Origin of the sequence: Candidatus Brocadia sp., assembly GCA_021646415.1 — a bacterium.
GTDB lineage: Bacteria > Planctomycetota > Brocadiia > Brocadiales > Brocadiaceae > Brocadia.
Genome location: SOEU01000020.1, coordinates 22,972 through 40,340, shown reverse-complemented (window position 1 = coordinate 40,340; position 17,369 = coordinate 22,972). Strand labels below are relative to the sequence as shown.

General features: G+C 43.2%; 12 protein-coding genes and 3 pseudogenes. 13 read left to right on the top strand and 2 right to left on the bottom strand.

The genetic code is table 11. From position 1 onward, the window contains the following. Positions 1-29: 29 nt before the first annotated feature. The gene (locus tag E3K36_14115) at positions 30-1,427 is read left to right on the top strand and encodes a sigma-54-dependent Fis family transcriptional regulator (protein MCF6156340.1); all 1,398 of its coding nucleotides are present in this window, start codon (positions 30-32) and stop codon (positions 1,425-1,427) included. Between the two features lie 75 nt (positions 1,428-1,502). Further along, positions 1,503-2,564: a Fic family protein gene (locus E3K36_14110; protein ID MCF6156339.1), complete on the top strand. Its 1,062-nt coding sequence runs from the start codon at positions 1,503-1,505 to the stop codon at positions 2,562-2,564. 305 nt (positions 2,565-2,869) lie between these two features. On the opposite strand, the gene E3K36_14105 is transcribed toward E3K36_14110, so the two are convergent. Together E3K36_14105 and E3K36_14100 are read right to left on the bottom strand one after the other, a co-directional pair. Next, entirely contained in the window at positions 2,870-3,070 is a 201-nt protein-coding gene (locus E3K36_14105; protein MCF6156338.1) for a hypothetical protein, read from the bottom strand. Between the two features lie 87 nt (positions 3,071-3,157). Continuing rightward, the gene (locus E3K36_14100) at positions 3,158-3,373 is read right to left on the bottom strand and encodes a hypothetical protein (protein MCF6156337.1); all 216 of its coding nucleotides are present in this window, start codon (positions 3,371-3,373) and stop codon (positions 3,158-3,160) included. Between the two features lie 800 nt (positions 3,374-4,173). Between E3K36_14100 and E3K36_14095 the strand changes: the two are divergent. The 11 genes and pseudogenes from E3K36_14095 to E3K36_14045 all read left to right on the top strand — a co-directional run bounded on the left by E3K36_14095 (position 4,174) and on the right by E3K36_14045 (position 17,319). Then, a pseudogene (locus tag E3K36_14095) lies at positions 4,174-6,233 on the top strand (SAM-dependent DNA methyltransferase). A 444-nt stretch (positions 6,234-6,677) separates the two neighbouring features. Beyond that, a complete protein-coding gene (locus E3K36_14090) occupies positions 6,678-7,076 on the top strand; it encodes a GIY-YIG nuclease family protein (protein MCF6156336.1) in 399 nt (132 codons plus the stop codon). Positions 7,077-7,906: 830 nt separating this feature from the next. Further along, positions 7,907-9,013: a restriction endonuclease subunit S gene (locus E3K36_14085; protein ID MCF6156335.1), complete on the top strand. Its 1,107-nt coding sequence runs from the start codon at positions 7,907-7,909 to the stop codon at positions 9,011-9,013. Beyond that, positions 8,973-9,089: pseudogene (locus E3K36_14080) on the top strand (Zeta toxin family protein). Before E3K36_14085 ends, E3K36_14080 begins: the two are co-directional and overlap by 41 nt. A 396-nt stretch (positions 9,090-9,485) precedes the next feature. Further along, positions 9,486-9,683 carry a hypothetical protein gene (locus E3K36_14075; GenBank protein ID MCF6156334.1) on the top strand — a complete coding sequence of 66 codons (198 nt, stop codon included), beginning with the start codon at positions 9,486-9,488 and terminating at the stop codon, positions 9,681-9,683. Then, a pseudogene (locus E3K36_14070) lies at positions 9,676-12,596 on the top strand (type I restriction endonuclease subunit R). The gene E3K36_14075 and the pseudogene E3K36_14070 overlap by 8 nt, the downstream one beginning before the upstream one ends. Before the next feature lie 4 nt (positions 12,597-12,600). After that, complete coding sequence (gene radC / locus E3K36_14065; protein MCF6156333.1) at positions 12,601-13,266, top strand: DNA repair protein RadC; 666 nt, start codon at positions 12,601-12,603, stop codon at positions 13,264-13,266. A 547-nt stretch (positions 13,267-13,813) separates the two neighbouring features. Beyond that, positions 13,814-14,209, top strand: coding sequence for a response regulator (locus tag E3K36_14060; protein ID MCF6156332.1), 396 nt, complete (start codon positions 13,814-13,816; stop codon positions 14,207-14,209). Between the two features lie 17 nt (positions 14,210-14,226). Further along, positions 14,227-15,648 (top strand): hypothetical protein, encoded by a 1,422-nt coding sequence (locus tag E3K36_14055; GenBank protein ID MCF6156331.1) that lies wholly within the window; start codon positions 14,227-14,229, stop codon positions 15,646-15,648. A gap of 29 nt (positions 15,649-15,677) precedes the next feature. Continuing rightward, a complete protein-coding gene (locus E3K36_14050) occupies positions 15,678-16,070 on the top strand; it encodes a PAS domain-containing protein (GenBank protein ID MCF6156330.1) in 393 nt (130 codons plus the stop codon). A 34-nt stretch (positions 16,071-16,104) separates the two neighbouring features. Continuing rightward, positions 16,105-17,319 carry a NarK/NasA family nitrate transporter gene (locus E3K36_14045; protein MCF6156329.1) on the top strand — a complete coding sequence of 405 codons (1,215 nt, stop codon included), beginning with the start codon at positions 16,105-16,107 and terminating at the stop codon, positions 17,317-17,319. Positions 17,320-17,369: the final 50 nt, after the last annotated feature.

Below are 17,369 nucleotides of genomic sequence, written 5' to 3'. Positions count from 1 at the left end.
GCAAATGAATAGGTTGGACTAGTTTTTTTATGAAAACGAATGGGACGAAAATATTGGTCGTGGACGATGAGATTGGTTACCGGAAGGTGCTGAACAACGTACTGACAGAGCGTGGCTTCCATGTCAAAACGGCGGCATCGGGAGAAGAGGCACTGGCAGAACTGAAAAAACAGGAATTTCCCCTTGTCATTATAGACATGAAACTCCCCGGGGGAATCGATGGACTGGAATTACTTCAAAGAATCAAGGGGACATATAACTCTTCCGTGCTGATAATGACTGCTTATGGAGGAATAGAGACGGCTGTAGAGGCAATGAGGCGGGGTGCATTTAATTATATTACAAAGCCCTTCAATCTCGATGAGATCATCCTCAATATCGACCGCATGATTGCCCAGCAGAAGATTATTGAAGAAAATAAGTATCTCCATTCCGAACTGGAAAAAGTCTATGGGTTAAAAAAGATTGTGGGAAGTTCTAAAGAAATACTGAAGGTGCTGAACATGATTTCAAGGGTTGCTTTTAGCTCCGCTACCGTACTGATTACCGGCGAGAGCGGCACGGGAAAGGAACTTGTAGCGAGGGCGGTCCATTTTACCGGGAATCGGAAAGATGAGAAATTTGTCGTAATTAATTGTGCCACGTTAACCGAGAATCTCCTTGAGAGTGAATTATTTGGTCACGTCAAAGGCGCTTTTACCGGTGCCATCAAAGACAAAAAAGGTCTCTTTGAAGAAGCAGATGGTGGTACCCTGTTTATGGATGAAATTGGTGATATCCCAAAATCGGTTCAGGCAAAGATATTGCGCGTTTTACAAGAAGGGGAGTTTATTCCGCTGGGAGATACGGTTACAAAAAAAGTGGATGTGCGTATCATTGCAGCTACAAACCAGGATTTATTACAGCGGGTACAGGAAAAGGAATTTCGGGAAGATTTGTATTATCGCTTGAATGTAATCAACATCAGGATGCCTCCATTACGTGAAAGAAAAGAGGATATCCCCTTACTGGTAAAACATTTTATTGAAAAGTATAACAAAAAGGAAAATAAACAGACCAAAGGGATCTCTCCTGAAGTAGAAGCGGAATTTTACAATTACCACTGGCCTGGCAACGTCCGTGAACTGGAAAATGTTATAGAAAGAGCGATTACCCTTACCAATGAAGACGTAATATCGTTAAACGTAATATTGCCGCTGGTAAAAAAAGAGGGACTCTCCGGGGATTTTGGAGATGAATTACTTTCTCAACCATACAAAGAGGCGCGCAGGAAGGCACTCGATACATTCAATGTAAAATACATAACGAACGTATTGAATAAAACGGGTGGAAACGTAACAAACGCGGCCAAGGAAAGCGAAATAGAACGTCAATATCTCCAGCGCATGCTGAAGAGATATAATATTAAATCGAAGGATATTTTTTAAACCACAAAAAAAGTTTTTACTGGGTAATATTAACGGGTCTCGGAAAGAACAGACACCCTATGAGGAACTGTAGACATGATGACGCTAAGGCAATTTTCACACACACCAGAAAGCATACCAGCTACTACCTCTTGGTATCTGGCCGATCTCGGCGAATCCCGCGGAAAGCAGGAACTCTTTACCAGACAAGCACCGCAGAAACTCAAGGTTTTGCGGGAACATGCACTTATAGAGAGCGCAGTATCTTCAAACCGCATCGAAGGTGTAACCGTTGATCAATCCCGCATCCGCACCGTTGTTTTCGGCAAGTCATACTTGCGCGACCGCGATGAGGAAGAAATAAGGGGTTATCGCAACGCCCTTAAGATCATTCATGAGCAAGCTTCAAAATTACCGGTCTCAGGGGACACCATTTCCAGGCTTCATAAATTGGCAAAGGGTGATATTGGGGATGCAGGGCAATATAAAGAAAAAGCCAGTGATATTATTGAGAAGCATCCTGACGGCACATTCCGGGTACGTTTCAAGACGGTCTCCCCTGTCCAAACCCCTGCATATATGGCCGAGTTGATTGACCTGTGGAATCAATGCAATCGCGAACGCTGGGTGCATCCACTGATTGCTATGGCTGCCTTCAATCTCGATTTTCTTTGCATTCATCCCTTTCGTGACGGAAATGGCAGGATTTCAAGGCTGCTTCTTTTGCTTCAATGCTATCATCTTGGTTATGAAGTCGGTCGTTACATCAGTATCGAACGGATTATAGAACAGAACAAGGATCGCTACTATGAAACCCTTGAACAAAGCTCTCAGCGCTGGCATGAAGGGAAGCATGACCCATGGCCTTACATAAACTATGTTCTTTTTATTCTCAAGTCAGCCTACCGGGAGTTTGAAGAACGGGTGGGACAATTGAGGTCTCCAAAAGGTGCAAAGACAGAATTGATTAAAACAGCCATCGATTCCTTTGCAGGTGAATTTTCCTTGTTAGATATTGAGCGGGCTTGTCCTGGTGTCAGTAGGGATATGATACGCCGGGTGCTCAGGGAACTCCAAGTCCTTAAAGCAGTGGAATGCCTTGGCCGTGGACCAGGGGCACTTTGGAGGAAAAGATGTAATACCTCTAAAAGAGAGTAATAAAGAGGGCAATGTGACAGTGTTTGTGATGATTTACTTGCTCAACCATATAAAGAGGCACGGAGGAAGATCCTCGATGCATTCAATATAAAACATAGAACGAACGTATTGAATAAAACGAGTGAAAAATGTAACAAACGCTGCTAAGGAGAGCGAAATAGAGCGTCAATACCTTCAGCGCATGTTGATGCGATATAACATTAAATCAAAGGATATTTTTTAACTTGGGAAACAGAAATATGACACAAATGTCTCGTTTGTGTTATGTCCGACTTTAAACAATCCATTTTGTAAAGCCTCTCTTTTTAAGTCCCTTGAGTTTGGACAATATCAACAATAACTCCTTTTTTTTCCATCTCCAGCATCTCCCAGTCGATAAAGTCGCTTTCTGTTTCATGACCGTGCCTATCCTTTATCCTGCCTTCATCCCACGTTTTTTCAAATTCGCTGAAGGAGACACCGTATTTCTCTTCAAATTTCAGTATCTCCCGGGTGTACTGTTCCAACCTGTTTTCAATTGCGGTGGGAAAAGACCTCTGGGACAAATACTGGATAGCATTGGTTGAGTTGAGGTACGAAACCCAACATTTCTGCTATTTTTGCACCTTTCCATGCCCCTTTGTCTTCCAGTCCTTATCATAAATCGTAACATAATCATCTTTGATAATCACGTGCTCTTTTACGTTTCCCTTACTATCGTATATATTGATTACCTGGCGTTCTGCCTGATTATCTTCAACAGGTGGTAAGGATGCACAACCGGCAATCATAATGCATAAGATTGATGCAACGAAAGTCCTTATTATCATCTTTGATAATTTCTCGGCAAATTTAAGATTTCCTGTAAAGCTACTATACTCCATATTTACCAGTAATTTCCATTGACAAATGTTTTGTAATTATGTAAATATAAAAAATGAGTACAGTAAAGCAAAAAAAGAAGATGTAAAATCCATAAAATTCCTAGAAAGAAAAACAAACCCAGTTCCGATAAAAAAGGATGATCCTTTTTTTCATCTGCCCCCAGTAGATATAGGTCATACGAATAATGAAATAATTGATGAATTATTGTATGGCATAAAATGTCAGAAATAATTTTTTTGCTTCCTGAGAAGATATAAAGGTGCATTAAAGTCGCGGCCTTTGACCGACATTTTATAGCTGCCGGTTTTCACATAATCCCTGCAACCCAATCCTGAACGTCAAAATCCAAACAACGACGTAGAGATTGATCGCAACGACCTTAAAATCAATCATGAGCAAGCTGCAAAAAGCCAATTTCAGAGGTCGGAACGCACAATGGCAAAAGACAAAAAGGGAAATAGGTAATACCTATTTTCAAATGAATGATGAATTAGATAATATGAATTTACAGGTACAGCAGGGCTTTAAGGAAAAAGGTAATACCTCTAAGAAGGGCAACAAATAGGACAAAACGGTGTAATCCTAGTAAAATCAGACCAGAAACTGCTCATGGCTTGAAACTTATCACTTGTAACTTTAAATATATTTTCAGTATTATGTGGAATATGGAATGTGGGGAGGTAAGGAGAGAGTCATTAATCAAAATTATTCAATATAAGGTGCATAAACGTAAAGACACTATTCTGTGACAACGGTACTGAACAAATCAAAATTAAACAACCTCGCCAATGAAATCTGGAAATCTGCCGAGCGGCTGCGAGGTAAATTTAAGGCCTACGAATACCAGAGCGTTATCTTGCCCATTATTGTCATACGGCGGCTGGAATGTGTCCTGATTGACTGGCGGAAAAAGAAGGCTGAGGAGATTCGAAAGAAAAGACCTGATATTACTGAAAGTAAACTTGAGAAACTGGTCAAGGAACTTGAACTCAATCCCAAAGAAATTCCATTCTCGAATAAAACCAATTGGACATTGCAGGGTATATGCAAGGAAGACCCAACCTTGATGGAGAAAAACTTCCGTGATTACATCAACGGCTTTTCCGATAACATCCAGGACATTATCGATCATTTTGACTATCGCGCCGTGATCGGGCGCATGGTGAAGAACGCCAGGCTTTCTCCCATTCTCAGTCAATACGCCACTGAACCATTGGGACCGGAACATCTCTCAAATCTTGAAATGGGATATATCTATGAAGAACTTTTACGCCGGTTTTCAGAACAGAGCGGCGAAGAGGCGGGAGAGCATTTCACGCCACGGGAGGTCATTCGCCTCATGGTGGAATTGCTTGATATCCCTGCCCCCACGAAGCATATTTCTATTTATGATCCCGCCTGCGGGACGGGAGGTATGCTCTCTGTTGCAAAGGAACACCTTCTGGATAAGGCAAGAACCGATAAAGCGAGAGAGGATGTGGAGCGGTTTGTCACTTTGCACGGACACGAGCTTCAGCCTGCCAACTATGCCATCTGCAAGGCGGATATGCTGATCAAGGATGACAGACAGGCAGAGATTTGTTACGGCAATTCGCTCATCCCACATTCAAAGCAAAACCGTGAGCCTGGTGACCAGCTCGCAGGCCAGAACCACCGGTTTGATTACATGCTCAGTAATCCACCGTTCGGCGTCACCTGGGGAGGCAAGGACGGATATGAGACAGAGGCGAGGAGTTCCAGTCCACACGCTATGCGGCCGGGATGCCCCGTACCAATGATGGGGCGCTTCTGTTTCTCCAAACGATGCTGGCAAAGATGAAACCAGTGGATCAGGGTGGTAGCCGTATTGCCATTATTTTCAATGGATCGCCGCTCAGCAACGGCGACTGCGGCTCAGGCGAGAGCGAAATCCGCCGCTGGATATTGGAAAATGACTGGCTGGACGCCATTGTAATGCTGCCCGACCAGCTTTTCTACAACACCGGTATTTTCACCTACGTCTGGCTCCTGACGAACAATAAGCCTCCTTCTCATAAAGGACGGGTGATGATTATAGATGCGCGGCAGCAATATGAAAAAGAACCGAAATCCTTCGGAAATAAGCGAAACCGGATCCTCGACCACCACAGGCAATGGATTGAAGAACGCTACTGCAACGGCTGGAAAAAGGGATGCCAGGATGAGTGTGTAAAGATATTCAATACAAAGGATTTTGCCTATCACAAGGTAAACGTTGTCTTCTGGCAGACCGACGAAAATGATCAGCCCGCATACATCACCGAACCGTATACAAAGACCTTTACGGCTGCCAATATAAAGAAAGAACAGGAATTTTATGCAGGCGACCTGGGGTTTCGCATACATCTGAAATACGGAAATTCAGAGCATGGGATTGCATTTACACTTTCTCCGGATTCCGATTTTGTGAAGCTTTTTGAAAAAAAAGTAAAAGAGGCATTTTCAACCGAGATCAATGCCTTGGCATCTGATATTAAGACTGCCACTGAAAAGAGCAAGGCGATTAAATTATTTATCAATTCCCTTGAAGTCTCAGCCGAATTCACCCACCGCCATTATGTGGAAGATTACGAGTACATTCAGTACGGCGAGGATATTGAGGAATTCCTGAAACGTGAAATCGGCAAACAGATTATCCGATGGCAGGACAGCCCCCAGCTTGGATATGAGATTCTGCCGAACAAGTATTTCTATCGCTACGAGCCGCCCAAACCGGCGGATGAGATTTTAAATGAGTTTTGGAAATTGGAGAAAGAAGCTGAGGAAGTGTTGATGAAATTGAAATGAAACATGAGCTTGTTTTCGTTCAAACTGGACAACTTAATTCCATGTCACCCTTCGACAAACTCAGGGTGACAACTCGGCAAGTGTTCGACAGAGCTCACGCCGAAGGCCCTCTGTGTCAATAATAGTTGGACACTTTCCGATGAGTAGTTTACTGTAGTGTGACAAAGGATGCCATCGTAAACCTGTCATCATGTCCAGGTATCGTAAAACTGTCATCCTGAGTGCCGGTCATCCTTCGACAAGCTCAGGGTGACAATGTCCCTGTCAATGTGAAATTGTCAGGCTGAGCCTTCGGCATGAGCTCAGCCGAACGTCTATCGAAGCCTTGTCGTGGTGAGCTTGTCGTGGTGAGCTTGTCGTGGTGAGCTTGTCGTGGTGAGCTTGTCGTGGTGAGCTTGTCGTGGTGAGCTTGTCGAACCATGACAAACGCTATTTATGAAACTTATGAAAAGCTACTATACTTATATCTTACAATGCTCTGATGGTAGTTATTATACGGGTGTAACCAACAACATAGAAAGACGACTTTATGAGCATCAGGAGGGTCTCATTAAAGGGTGTTATACCCATGATAAAAGGCCTGTGAAATTGGTACGTGTTGAAGAATTTACCAATGTTATGGATGCAATCGTGAGGGAGAAGCAGATAAAAGGCTGGACGAGGAGGAAGAAAGAGGCATTAATCGCCAGGGATTTTGAAGGTTTGGTGAAATTATCTAAAAGCGGCAATTCGACAAGCAGTTCAAATGATCGTTCGACTAAACTTACTCCAAAGGTTCGGGATGTCAAGGGGAGTCATAGTGGGGACTCCGATGCCAGTCCTCCTTCGACAGGCTCAGGATGACAGTTGTGTTTTGCAGGCTCAGGATGACAGTTGTGTTTTGCAGGCTCAGGATGACAGTTGTGTTTTGACAGGCTCAGGATAACAGTTGTGTTTTGCAGGCTCAGGACAAAAGTTGTGTTTTGACAGGCTTCGGTGACAATGTCCCCTGTCATGGTGAGCCTTCGGCGTGAGTTCAATCGAACGCCTGTCGAACCATGGCAGGTTCAGGATGATAATCATGCTTTGACAAACCAGTCAGGAGTTCATCGAAGGGCTCAAGATGACGGGTATTGCAAGTTGTCAGGTTGAGATCGTCAGGCAGAACTTGTCAGGCTGAGCCTGTCGGAGCCTTGTCGTGGTGAGCTTTGTCGTGGTGAGCTTTGTCGTGGTGAGCTTGTCGAACCATGACAAGCATTTGAGAAAGAACCAAAATTATGAAGCAACAAGATTATTGGATTCCCATGCGGCTAAAGAACACAGCTGATGTGAAGGTATGATACCAGCCGCATAAACCGGCGAATGAGTTGTCAAATGAGTTCTGGCAACTGGAAAAAAAACTGACCGAATTTTAACAGAGCTTGGAAGTACCTAAGTATGCAAAAAACAACAGAGTCTTGGCTTAGTTATATTCCTGATGAATGGCAACCCAATCGAATCAAGGATGCTGCACAATTATCACCTGGTTTTTCCAATGGCGCACCCGATCCAACTGAATTATGTACAGTCGTACCCATGGAGGCCGTCTCTGAAAAGGGATACATAGATACAAGCACCACTGAAGAATACGATCTTATAACGAATGGACTGACCAACTTTGAAGTCGGTGATGTGTTATTTGCTAAGATCACACCTTGTATGGAGAACGGCAAAGGGGCCTATGTCGAAAATTGCCAACGAAATACGCTTTTGGCAGTACCGAATACCATGTCCTTCGCCCAGGACCTAAGGTTGAAGGTAAATTTCTTTATTACTACACATACAATCCAGTTTACAGAGATTATGCAGAGACAAATATGATAGGTGCTGCGGGGCAGAAACGCGTCTCTTCAAGGTTTCTTAATTATACAAGAATTCATTTACCACCAAAATCCGAACAGTGCCGGATTGCCGCTTATCTCGACGAGACCTGTGCGGCAATAGATGCGGCGATCGGGGCAAAGCGACGTCAGCTTGAATTGCTGGATGCCTTGCGGAAGTCCATTATCCACAAAGCCGTCACCCGCGGGCTAGATGATTCAGTTGAATTGAAAGATTCCGGGGCAGGTTTTATCGGGCAGATTCCAAGACCTTGGAGAGTGGATCGGTTAAAGGATGTAACCACGAAAATAGGCAGTGGCATTACTCCAGAGGGGGGTGCAACTGTCTATGTTGACGAGGGAATACCTTTGTTCAGAAGTCAGAATATTCATTTCGATGGTTTACGCCTCGACGATATTGCTTACATTACAGAAGAACAGCATGAAGCAATGTCCAATACACAAGTTTATCCAGGAGATGTTCTTCTTAATATTACCGGCGCATCTCTTGGCCGTTGTCACTATGTCAGTGATGGCTTTGGCGAAGCTAATGTTAATCAGCATGTCTGCATTATAAGACCGATAAAGAAGGTATTCTTCAAATTTCTATTTTATTTCATATCTTCTGATGCTGGACAGAGACAGATTTTTGCTGGATTTCGTGGAGCATCACGGCAAGGACTTAACATTCGAGAGATTCATGCCTTTGTGTTGCCTCTTCCCCCAACCAAAGAACAACATAAGATATGTGAATATCTTGATGAAAAAAATACAGATTTTAAAAAGCTTAAGGAGAATATTGAGACTCAGATTATGACATTACAGCAATACCGCAAATCCCTTATCCACGAATGTGTAACCGGCAAAAGGCGGGTTACCGAAGACGATTTAAAGGATCAACATGGTGAAAGAAAAGAAGATTGTTATTATTGCGGGGCCTAACGGGGCAGGCAAGACAACGTTCGCCAAAGAGTTTTTGCCCAATGAGGCAGGCTGTCCTATTTTCGTTAATGATGAATGGCAAATCAGCGAAACTGACGGTGACAGAGAATATTTTCTCAGAATAGTTAGGAGCCAATAGGGAAAACGGGCAGACGGGAAAATCCCGAAGGGATGATATGATTATAGAAAAAAACGCACCACAATATTCAACCCCGTAGGGGTGAAATATCAAGAAAATAATGATACCATGTCACCCCTACGGGGTTAACCATACTTGCATAACGATATGCTATAATAATGACATCCCTTCGGGATTACATAATCAATATTTTGTTCATTCGTAGTGATTGTGAACGAAAATACGCTGAATAGTTACTAATTTTCAACACATTTACAAGCAGTTGGTAGACGCCTGGATTCTTTACAACAACTCAGGCAGGACATCAAAACTTCTTGATGAAGGAGAGAAGAGATGAATGAAAAAAAGATACAGATACATGACAAAGACCTTGCGAATGTTGAAGCAGCGTTGCTGAGGGCGGCAAAAAGGGCAAGGGAAATAGCCAAACAAACGTATACTCCACTGGTTTATTACGAAAACGGGCATGTGGTAAAAATATTTGTTGAACAGAATGAGGATAGACAGGAAAAGCTGATCCATCATGTTTGAAGGACCGGAAAAGAAGTTCCAACGACACATCTTCGAATACCTCATACGCGAACACAAGTACGCCGTGCTGGAACAGGATGAGATCACAGACACGGAATACTATTTTGCTGAGGATCACCTGATTGCCTTTATTACAGCAACACAGAAGGAGACCCTTGAATCCCTGGAGCGCGATTACGGAACGGATGCACGGGATGAATATTCAGGGCGTTGAAAGATGAACTCCGTGTCGCGCCTTTGTGGACGATCATTCGCCACGGCCTGAAGGTGCGGGGACTGGAGTTCAAACTCTACTACCCAAAACCCCGCTCAAGCGAGAGCGTCGCAAACTTTCACTACGAGCAAAACCGGATTGCGATAAAGCCCGAACTGATCATCAGAGGTGGCAAGCGGCCTGATTTTGTCTTTTTCCTGAATGGTCTGCCCATCATAACTATGGAACTCAAGCACGAGAAGAATCAGACCGTCCATGACGCCGTCAGGCAATATGCCAAAAGAGACCACAGCGACAGAATCTTTCAGCTCCCCTTTATCCATATTGCAGCGGATACCTCTGACGTTATGGTTGCAACCGACCCGCACAGCGAGAAAGGCTTTCACTGGCACAATTCTGGATTGACGAATAAGGCGGATAATGAAAAGGAATATCCTGTCGAATTCCTCTATCGCGATGCCCTTTCAAAGGATTCCATCCTGGAGGCGTTATCCTTCTTCCTGGTCTATGTCCCAAAGCGTGAGGCCGCGGAAGACAAGCCTGAACGTCTTGCATTTACGATTTTTCCTCGTTACCATCAGTCGCGCATGGTACAAAATGTAGCACAGGATGTGCTCTCTCACTTTGCATCAACCGGGGCGTTGGGAAAGAAATACCTTATCAACCATTCTGCGGGATCGGGCAAGACCCTCTCCATCTGCTGGTTTGCCGATCGCCTGCATAGTCTGTATAAGCCCGGCACAAACGAGAAGGTGCTGGATATGATTTTCGTGCTCACAGACCGCAAGGCGCTGGATAAGAACATCCGGGACGATTTTGAGAATTTCAGCCATTTGAGGGAAGTTGTTGGATATGCAAAGAAGGCAAAAAATCTGCAGGAGTTTCTCAAGAGAGGCCAGTCAATCGTCGTAAGTACCCTGCAGAAGTTTGAATGGATACTGGGCGAAATTGAAGGCGACCCTGATTTGAAGAAATTGCGTGTGGCTTTCCTGATTGACGAGGCACACCGCTCTCAGGAAGGCAAGATGGGGGTTGCTATCCGGGTGCCTTTCCGGAAACCGGAAGAACCGGACGGAGACCTGCCCGAAGCTGAAGAAGATATTGAGGAAGAAATCGCAAAGATTATACGGGCACATGAGGGCAATCAGCTCTTCGTTGCCTTTACTGCAACACCGTCGCCGGCAACAGTACAGTTATTTGGAGATCCCTTCGATACTTATTCCGAGGCAGAGGCGATTGCTGAAGGGTATATCGTCGACGTTGCCACCGGGATCATATCATACAAGACACTCTACAACCTGCATTGCCCGATTATTCCAGGCACAGAGGAAGAAAAGGTCTATCCTAAGGGCGTGGTCAGCAAGGCATTAAAAAACGTTGCCTTTCAGGATGAAGGACTGATTCAGTACAAGGCTGAGGTAATGCTCCGCATCTTTGAGGAAAAGATCGAGCCGCTCATCGGTGGACGGGCAAAGGCGATGATTGTTGCGACCTCGCGGCTTGCCGGGCTCAGGTATTTTCAGATTCTCAAGGACAAACTCAGGGAGAGGCCGGGCTGTGATTTCAATGTCCTGTATGCCTTCTCGGATTTCGTTCATCCGGAGACGAATGAGTTGATAACAGAATTCGCAGTCAATGGGCTTAGGCCCGGAGAACTTATTGAAGACCGTTTTGAAGGCAATGACTACCGGTTCATGGTTGTTGCAAGCAAGTTTCAAACAGGTTTTGATCAGCCCCTTTTGGCAGGTATGTTTCTTGACAAGGCGGTTGTTGACCGGAATGCTGTACAAACGGTATCGAGGCTGAACCGGTGCCATGATGGCAAAGATACCGTTGTTGTTGTGGATTTTACGAACAACGCACCTGCTATTTTAAAGGCCTTCGGCAAATACCGGAAGGGTATCCCGTTTGACAGCAGTGAGCCTGATAAAGAGCAATGCATCAAATATTATCAGGAGATTATTGCGCAAGGGGTATTCAAACAGGCTGATGCCGGGAACGTCGTCCAGCTTATTGCCGGAAACAATGATGCTGCGTTGCAATTTACCGTTAACGCCCTTCGAACGAGGTTCCAGGAACGGATTCAGGCCGCTGACGACCGCAAGAAATTTGTCTATCTGATGGCACGGTTGGTAAAGAGTTATCATTTCCTGTCGTGTTTCTTTCAATATCCTGAATACATTGGTATATTTGCCGCTTTTGCTGAATATGTGGGCCCGCAATTGATCAAACAGGGTTCCGTCTCTGATCTGATGAAACAGATACGCAAGACGAGCGTTGTGAAGGCCAGCGTTAAATATAAAGGAGAAGTATCTATCCCCGGTGAAGTAAAACTCAAGAATGGCCGTAAGAGCAGCGGGGGGCCACCGCCCAAAAAGGTCTCTGTCCAGGATATGATTGGTGAAATTCGCCAGAAATTTCAAATTTCGGATGAAGAGGCGTTATACATAAAGGAAGTGACAGAGGAAAAAATGCACGATGAGCAGATTCAGACAACTATCGGGATACACAAAGATGATGTATTTTATTTAGAAAATACCTATGCCGGACAGGTGAATCATTCAATACAGGATTCCTACGAAGGAAGAAGCCGGTATGAGGAGCTTGCAGATCCCAAGCATATTGACCCTGGGGCGATATTCGACATGATGGCGCTGACGGTGATTTATTATGGACTTCAGCGTGCAAAGTCTGCGTGAAGACATGAAAAAGAATACAATTAGAAATTTACCCGAATGCGAGCGTCCGAGAGAAAAGCTCCGGCAAAAGGGAGCAGAGGCATTATCTGATCTTGAATTGCTGGCCATCCTTTTGGGAAGCGGGACAAAAGGCCATGATGTGATGACCATTGCAGGAAAGATATTGAAATCCCTGGATGGTGGAAAAGGGAGTGTGAGTCTTGAGGAATTACAGAAAATTGAGGGCGTTGGCCTGGCAAAGGCCACGCTCATTGCCGCTGCCCTTGAATTTGCCCGCCGCCGCATCCGTCCCGAAGGTCTTAAAATTTCTTTATCGGCAGATGTGCTTCCACTGATCCGTTACTATGCCGACCGAAAGCAGGAACATTTCATCTGTATATCCATAAACGGGGCGAATGAGGTAATTGCAAGCCGGATCGTATCTGTCGGTTTAGTGAATAAAACCCAGGTGCATCCCAGAGAGGTGTATGCTGATCCAATCACAGACAGGGCATCGGCCATCATCGTAGCCCATAACCACCCGGCCGGGGACTTAACGCCCAGTATGGAAGACAAAGAAATTACCGAACAACTCAAATCCGCTGGTGAAACCCTCGGTATCAGGTTACTCGATCATATTATTTTTAACCACAAAGGTTATTACAGCTTCCTTGAACATGGAGAATTATAATCAAATGCCGCATGCGGGTGGTAAACAGATGAAAACCTTCGAGGAAATAAAAGGATTGCTTCAAAGACATAAAGAAAAATTCAGTAAGCAATACACGATAATTCGAAACAAGCCGGTCTTTGAATAACAGTTCCGCCCTCCCCAAAAATCTTCTCTTGCTCGTCGTATTTCATCAACCTTGGCAGATGTTCCTCTTCTGTTTTCTTAACGCAAAAAAATAACAATTTTTATGTTTTTTGATGCCCTTAAAAGGCATGGATTTGATCTTGAACTGCAACCAAATTGTTTCCACTTATTAAACTTTTGTTATTAGTTTCTATATTACTTCACTCAAAATACTTATGACTATTATTGAGAATTGGATATGAAACGAATTGTTTACAGTTAAATTTGTAAAAAAATTTTAGAAATAATTTTTATCTTTTATAAGTCATTGAAATAAATACGCTTGGAGCAACCCAGACGTCCTTTTGTTTTTATAGGCACATTGGTTGCAAACTATAAACACAGAATTCGTGATTTCAGAAGAGATTAAGGATTATAAAAGATGATAACAAAAAGGGTACTGATCGTTGATGATGAGGAAGGATATCGAAAGGTATTATCAAATTCCTTAACTGACCTTGGATATGAGACAAAGGCAGTGAACAATGGCCTAGAGGCCCTGGAAGAGATTAAAAGGAGAAGGTATTCGGTTATCTTGCTGGATGTACAGATGCCAGGTATGGATGGTATCGAATTACTGGATCAACTGCAAGGCATACGATTCAGTTCTCATATCGTGATTATCACTGCCTATACAGGTGAAGACGTTGTGCACGAGGCGATCAGGAAAGGCGCAAAAAAGGTCATTACAAAACCTTTTAGTGTTGATGATATTGAAATATGTCTTAATGAATTTTCCAAGTTTAAGGACAATAATTTACATAACTCTGACATTTAGCTCACAAGAGGTGAAAGATGGGAAAGATGGTAGGAAGAATATTTAAGGAACGCATAGTAATCGTCATTATTGCATTTGTACTTTTTGGGTTGTTTCCCCTTGTTCTGTTTCGATTAATTGCCTTTCCAAAGGCAAGCACCGAGCTGAAACAAGGGGTGCAAAGGAACCTTTGGGGAATCGTAAACAAACAAAAAGACCTCCTTACACTGCTGTGGGAGGAAAGGAAATCGCACGCGAGGAGTGTTTCAGACACTATCCAAAGTGAATTACTTATCCACGACGATAAAGATTTTTTGAGTCTGGTGAATGGAAAAAACGAACATGAATATCTTAGATTAAAGATGCAGCTGGAATGCATGAAGGCAGATTATGGTTATAAAGGGATAGTAATTTGTGATGCGACAGGAACAATCCAACTGACAACTGATACTGAAAAATCCATGGTAGGCATGAATATTATGAAAGAAAAACCTTTCAGGAATGTTCATGAGACCTTATACGATGGTAAAACGTACACCTCCGATGTAATTCATTATTCTCTCAATGATGCAAGTGATGGGAAAGGGGATGACTCACCTTCCCTGTTTATGTCTTATCCTATTAAGGGTGAAAATCATGATGTAATCGGCGCTGTTTTACTGTGGATGGATACCTCCCTGCTGACTAAGAGCATGAGAAATGTTTTATTAGGAAAAACAGGGGAGGCTTATCTGGTAAATAAAGACGGCATTATGGTTACTCAATCAAGATTTTCAGACCATATAAAAAACAATGGTGAAACTTGCAGGACATGTCATAAGGTCGTAGACCCGGATACCAATATGCTGACAAAAGGAGTAAAAAGATGCATTACAGAAAAAAGAAGTGGTTATGACCTGGAAGGGTATATGGATTATGACGGGTTAAAAGTCGTTGGCGCATGGAGCTGGCTTAAAGATTTGAATATGGGATTAATTGTTGAAATCGATGCAGATGAGGCACTTGGTACCGTAAACAACATTAATTCAATGGTAAAGTCTCTCATGGTAGTGATAATTATTCCGGCGTTCGTTATGGCAATACTCATGTACAGGAAGTTAAGTACAGGATATATGCTAAGAAAATTATCTTTACCAAAGAAGGCTTTACTGGGAGTCACAAGTATCATTGTGGTTGGATTTGTAATAGCCATCCTGGATGGTTACGAATTGAGAAAAGAGCGCGGTTATCTGCGGGAACAGAAATACAAAGTACATAATCCCTTAGATGTGTTTGGTTCGATTGTGACACGGAGAGATGAGGATTTTATCAAGAGTAATATTTCTAAATTCAAGGGGCAGTTTCCCATTTTGAAATCTGAAAATACGATTAATAAAGAGAGTGTGGATCAGGAGATCGTAAAAACTCATATAAAACAATCACCAGAAAAAACTGTAGCAACGTGGGAATTAAAACCTTAAAACAAAGAATTGCGAATAAGGAGATATGCATGAATAATACCATTTTGTCAACAAAAGATGAGTCTAAGCTGTTTCTTAATGTGCAAGATGCAAAGGGCTGGTATGAGTATGAGCCTTCCTATGATGGCGTCATCACGCATATCAATACCGCAGGTGCAAAGCTTTTTGGTTTTGCGTCATCTGATGATGTAATCGGGAAAAAAATCAACGAACTGTACGCACACCCTTTTGACCACGAAAAGACATTGTCTATGCTTTTTAGAGATGGACAAGTGAATGGCTTTTTTACCCTGATGAAGACGAGGAATGGCAGATTGTTTTTTATAAAGCAAACGAGTTCACTAATCACAGAGGGTCTCTACAAATGCCCTATCAAGATAAAGAGTGAATTTGAGCCTATACAATCACTGCTTCCTTCATAACATCAAATTTAAGATTTTTAGGAGATCTATTTTTATGAACTCATCAGTACAAACATCTTCGGTACAATCACCCCAGGGAAATACCAAGGTGCTGATACTTGCAACCTTAGCATTTGCCATATGTTTTGCCGGTTGGGCACTCTTTTCTCCTTTAGCTGCATACCTGAAGGTCGAGTTTAACTTATCTTCCACAGCCGTGGGATTATTACTCGCAACACCTGTATTGCTTGGCTCCATTGCCAGGGTGCCCATTGGCGTTTTGACAGACAAATTTGGTGGCAGGCGGGTTTTCAGTGTCCTGCTCTTATTTGGCTTTTTCCCTATGTTTATCGCAGGTTTTGCGCAGAGTTACGGCTTTTTACTCATCTGTGGGTTCTTTTTCGGTATGGTAGGTACATCATTCGCCATTGGCATTCCACAGGTTTCACAATGGTATCCAAAAGAGAAGCAGGGGTTGGCATTAGGAATTTATGGTGTGGGAAATATAGGATCAGCCGTTGCCACGTTCGGAGCGCCATTCCTTGCAGAATCTCTCGGATGGCACAAGGTATTTATGATCTATTCAGTACCACTGCTTATCATGGCCTTTGTTTACTGGTTTTTCTCTGCTGATGCCCCGAAACCAGCCAATGTAAAGCCCCCCACCTTCAGTGATAAACTGAAGTTATATAAGTCCTCTCATTTAATCTGGGTCTTTTGCCTGTTTTACTTCATGACCTTTGGGTTTTTTGTAACCTTCTCGTTATGGCTGCCGTCTTACTTTCGGGACTTTTATAAATTAACACCGGTAAAGGCAGGCAGTTTTACGTCAATATTTGTATTCGCTACAACTTTTTCCCGTATTCTCGGCGGATATCTTGGTGACCGCATACCCGGAAGGCGTATTTTAATTGCCCTTTCAGTGGCGATCCTCAGCATATTGATATTCCTGAACCTGAATGTATCGTTAATAACTTCACTTACGGTCTTTTATTTGATGGGTATTTGTCTGGGCATAGGTAATGGTGTTGTGTTTAAGCTTGTAGCAGAGTATTTCTCGAAGGACACAGGCGCTGTTGGCGGAATGGTAGGTGCTGCGGGTGGTCTTGGTGGTTTCTTTCTTCCCATTATATTGGGTACAATCAGGGATTATACAAATAATTATTCTTTAGGATTTATCTTCGTATCCCTTATATGTCTGATATGCCTCTCGTTTATGGAAGAAAAAACGATAACAAAGATGCATAAAAAAGTAGCGAATGTTGCATAGGCGTAGTTTCTTAATAAAAACATTTTTACATTTTTGACGAAAACAATTCA

Coding starts and splice junctions, on each gene's coding strand:
- E3K36_14115 (MCF6156340.1), top strand. CDS start 30: ATGAAAACGAATGGGACGAAAATATTGGTCGTGGACGATGAGATTGGT.
- E3K36_14110 (MCF6156339.1), top strand. CDS start 1,503: ATGATGACGCTAAGGCAATTTTCACACACACCAGAAAGCATACCAGCT.
- E3K36_14100 (MCF6156337.1), bottom strand. CDS start 3,373: ATGATAATAAGGACTTTCGTTGCATCAATCTTATGCATTATGATTGCC.
- E3K36_14090 (MCF6156336.1), top strand. CDS start 6,678: ATGAAAAGCTACTATACTTATATCTTACAATGCTCTGATGGTAGTTAT.
- E3K36_14075 (MCF6156334.1), top strand. CDS start 9,486: ATGAATGAAAAAAAGATACAGATACATGACAAAGACCTTGCGAATGTT.
- radC (MCF6156333.1), top strand. CDS start 12,601: ATGAAAAAGAATACAATTAGAAATTTACCCGAATGCGAGCGTCCGAGA.
- E3K36_14060 (MCF6156332.1), top strand. CDS start 13,814: ATGATAACAAAAAGGGTACTGATCGTTGATGATGAGGAAGGATATCGA.
- E3K36_14055 (MCF6156331.1), top strand. CDS start 14,227: ATGGGAAAGATGGTAGGAAGAATATTTAAGGAACGCATAGTAATCGTC.
- E3K36_14050 (MCF6156330.1), top strand. CDS start 15,678: ATGAATAATACCATTTTGTCAACAAAAGATGAGTCTAAGCTGTTTCTT.
- E3K36_14045 (MCF6156329.1), top strand. CDS start 16,105: ATGAACTCATCAGTACAAACATCTTCGGTACAATCACCCCAGGGAAAT.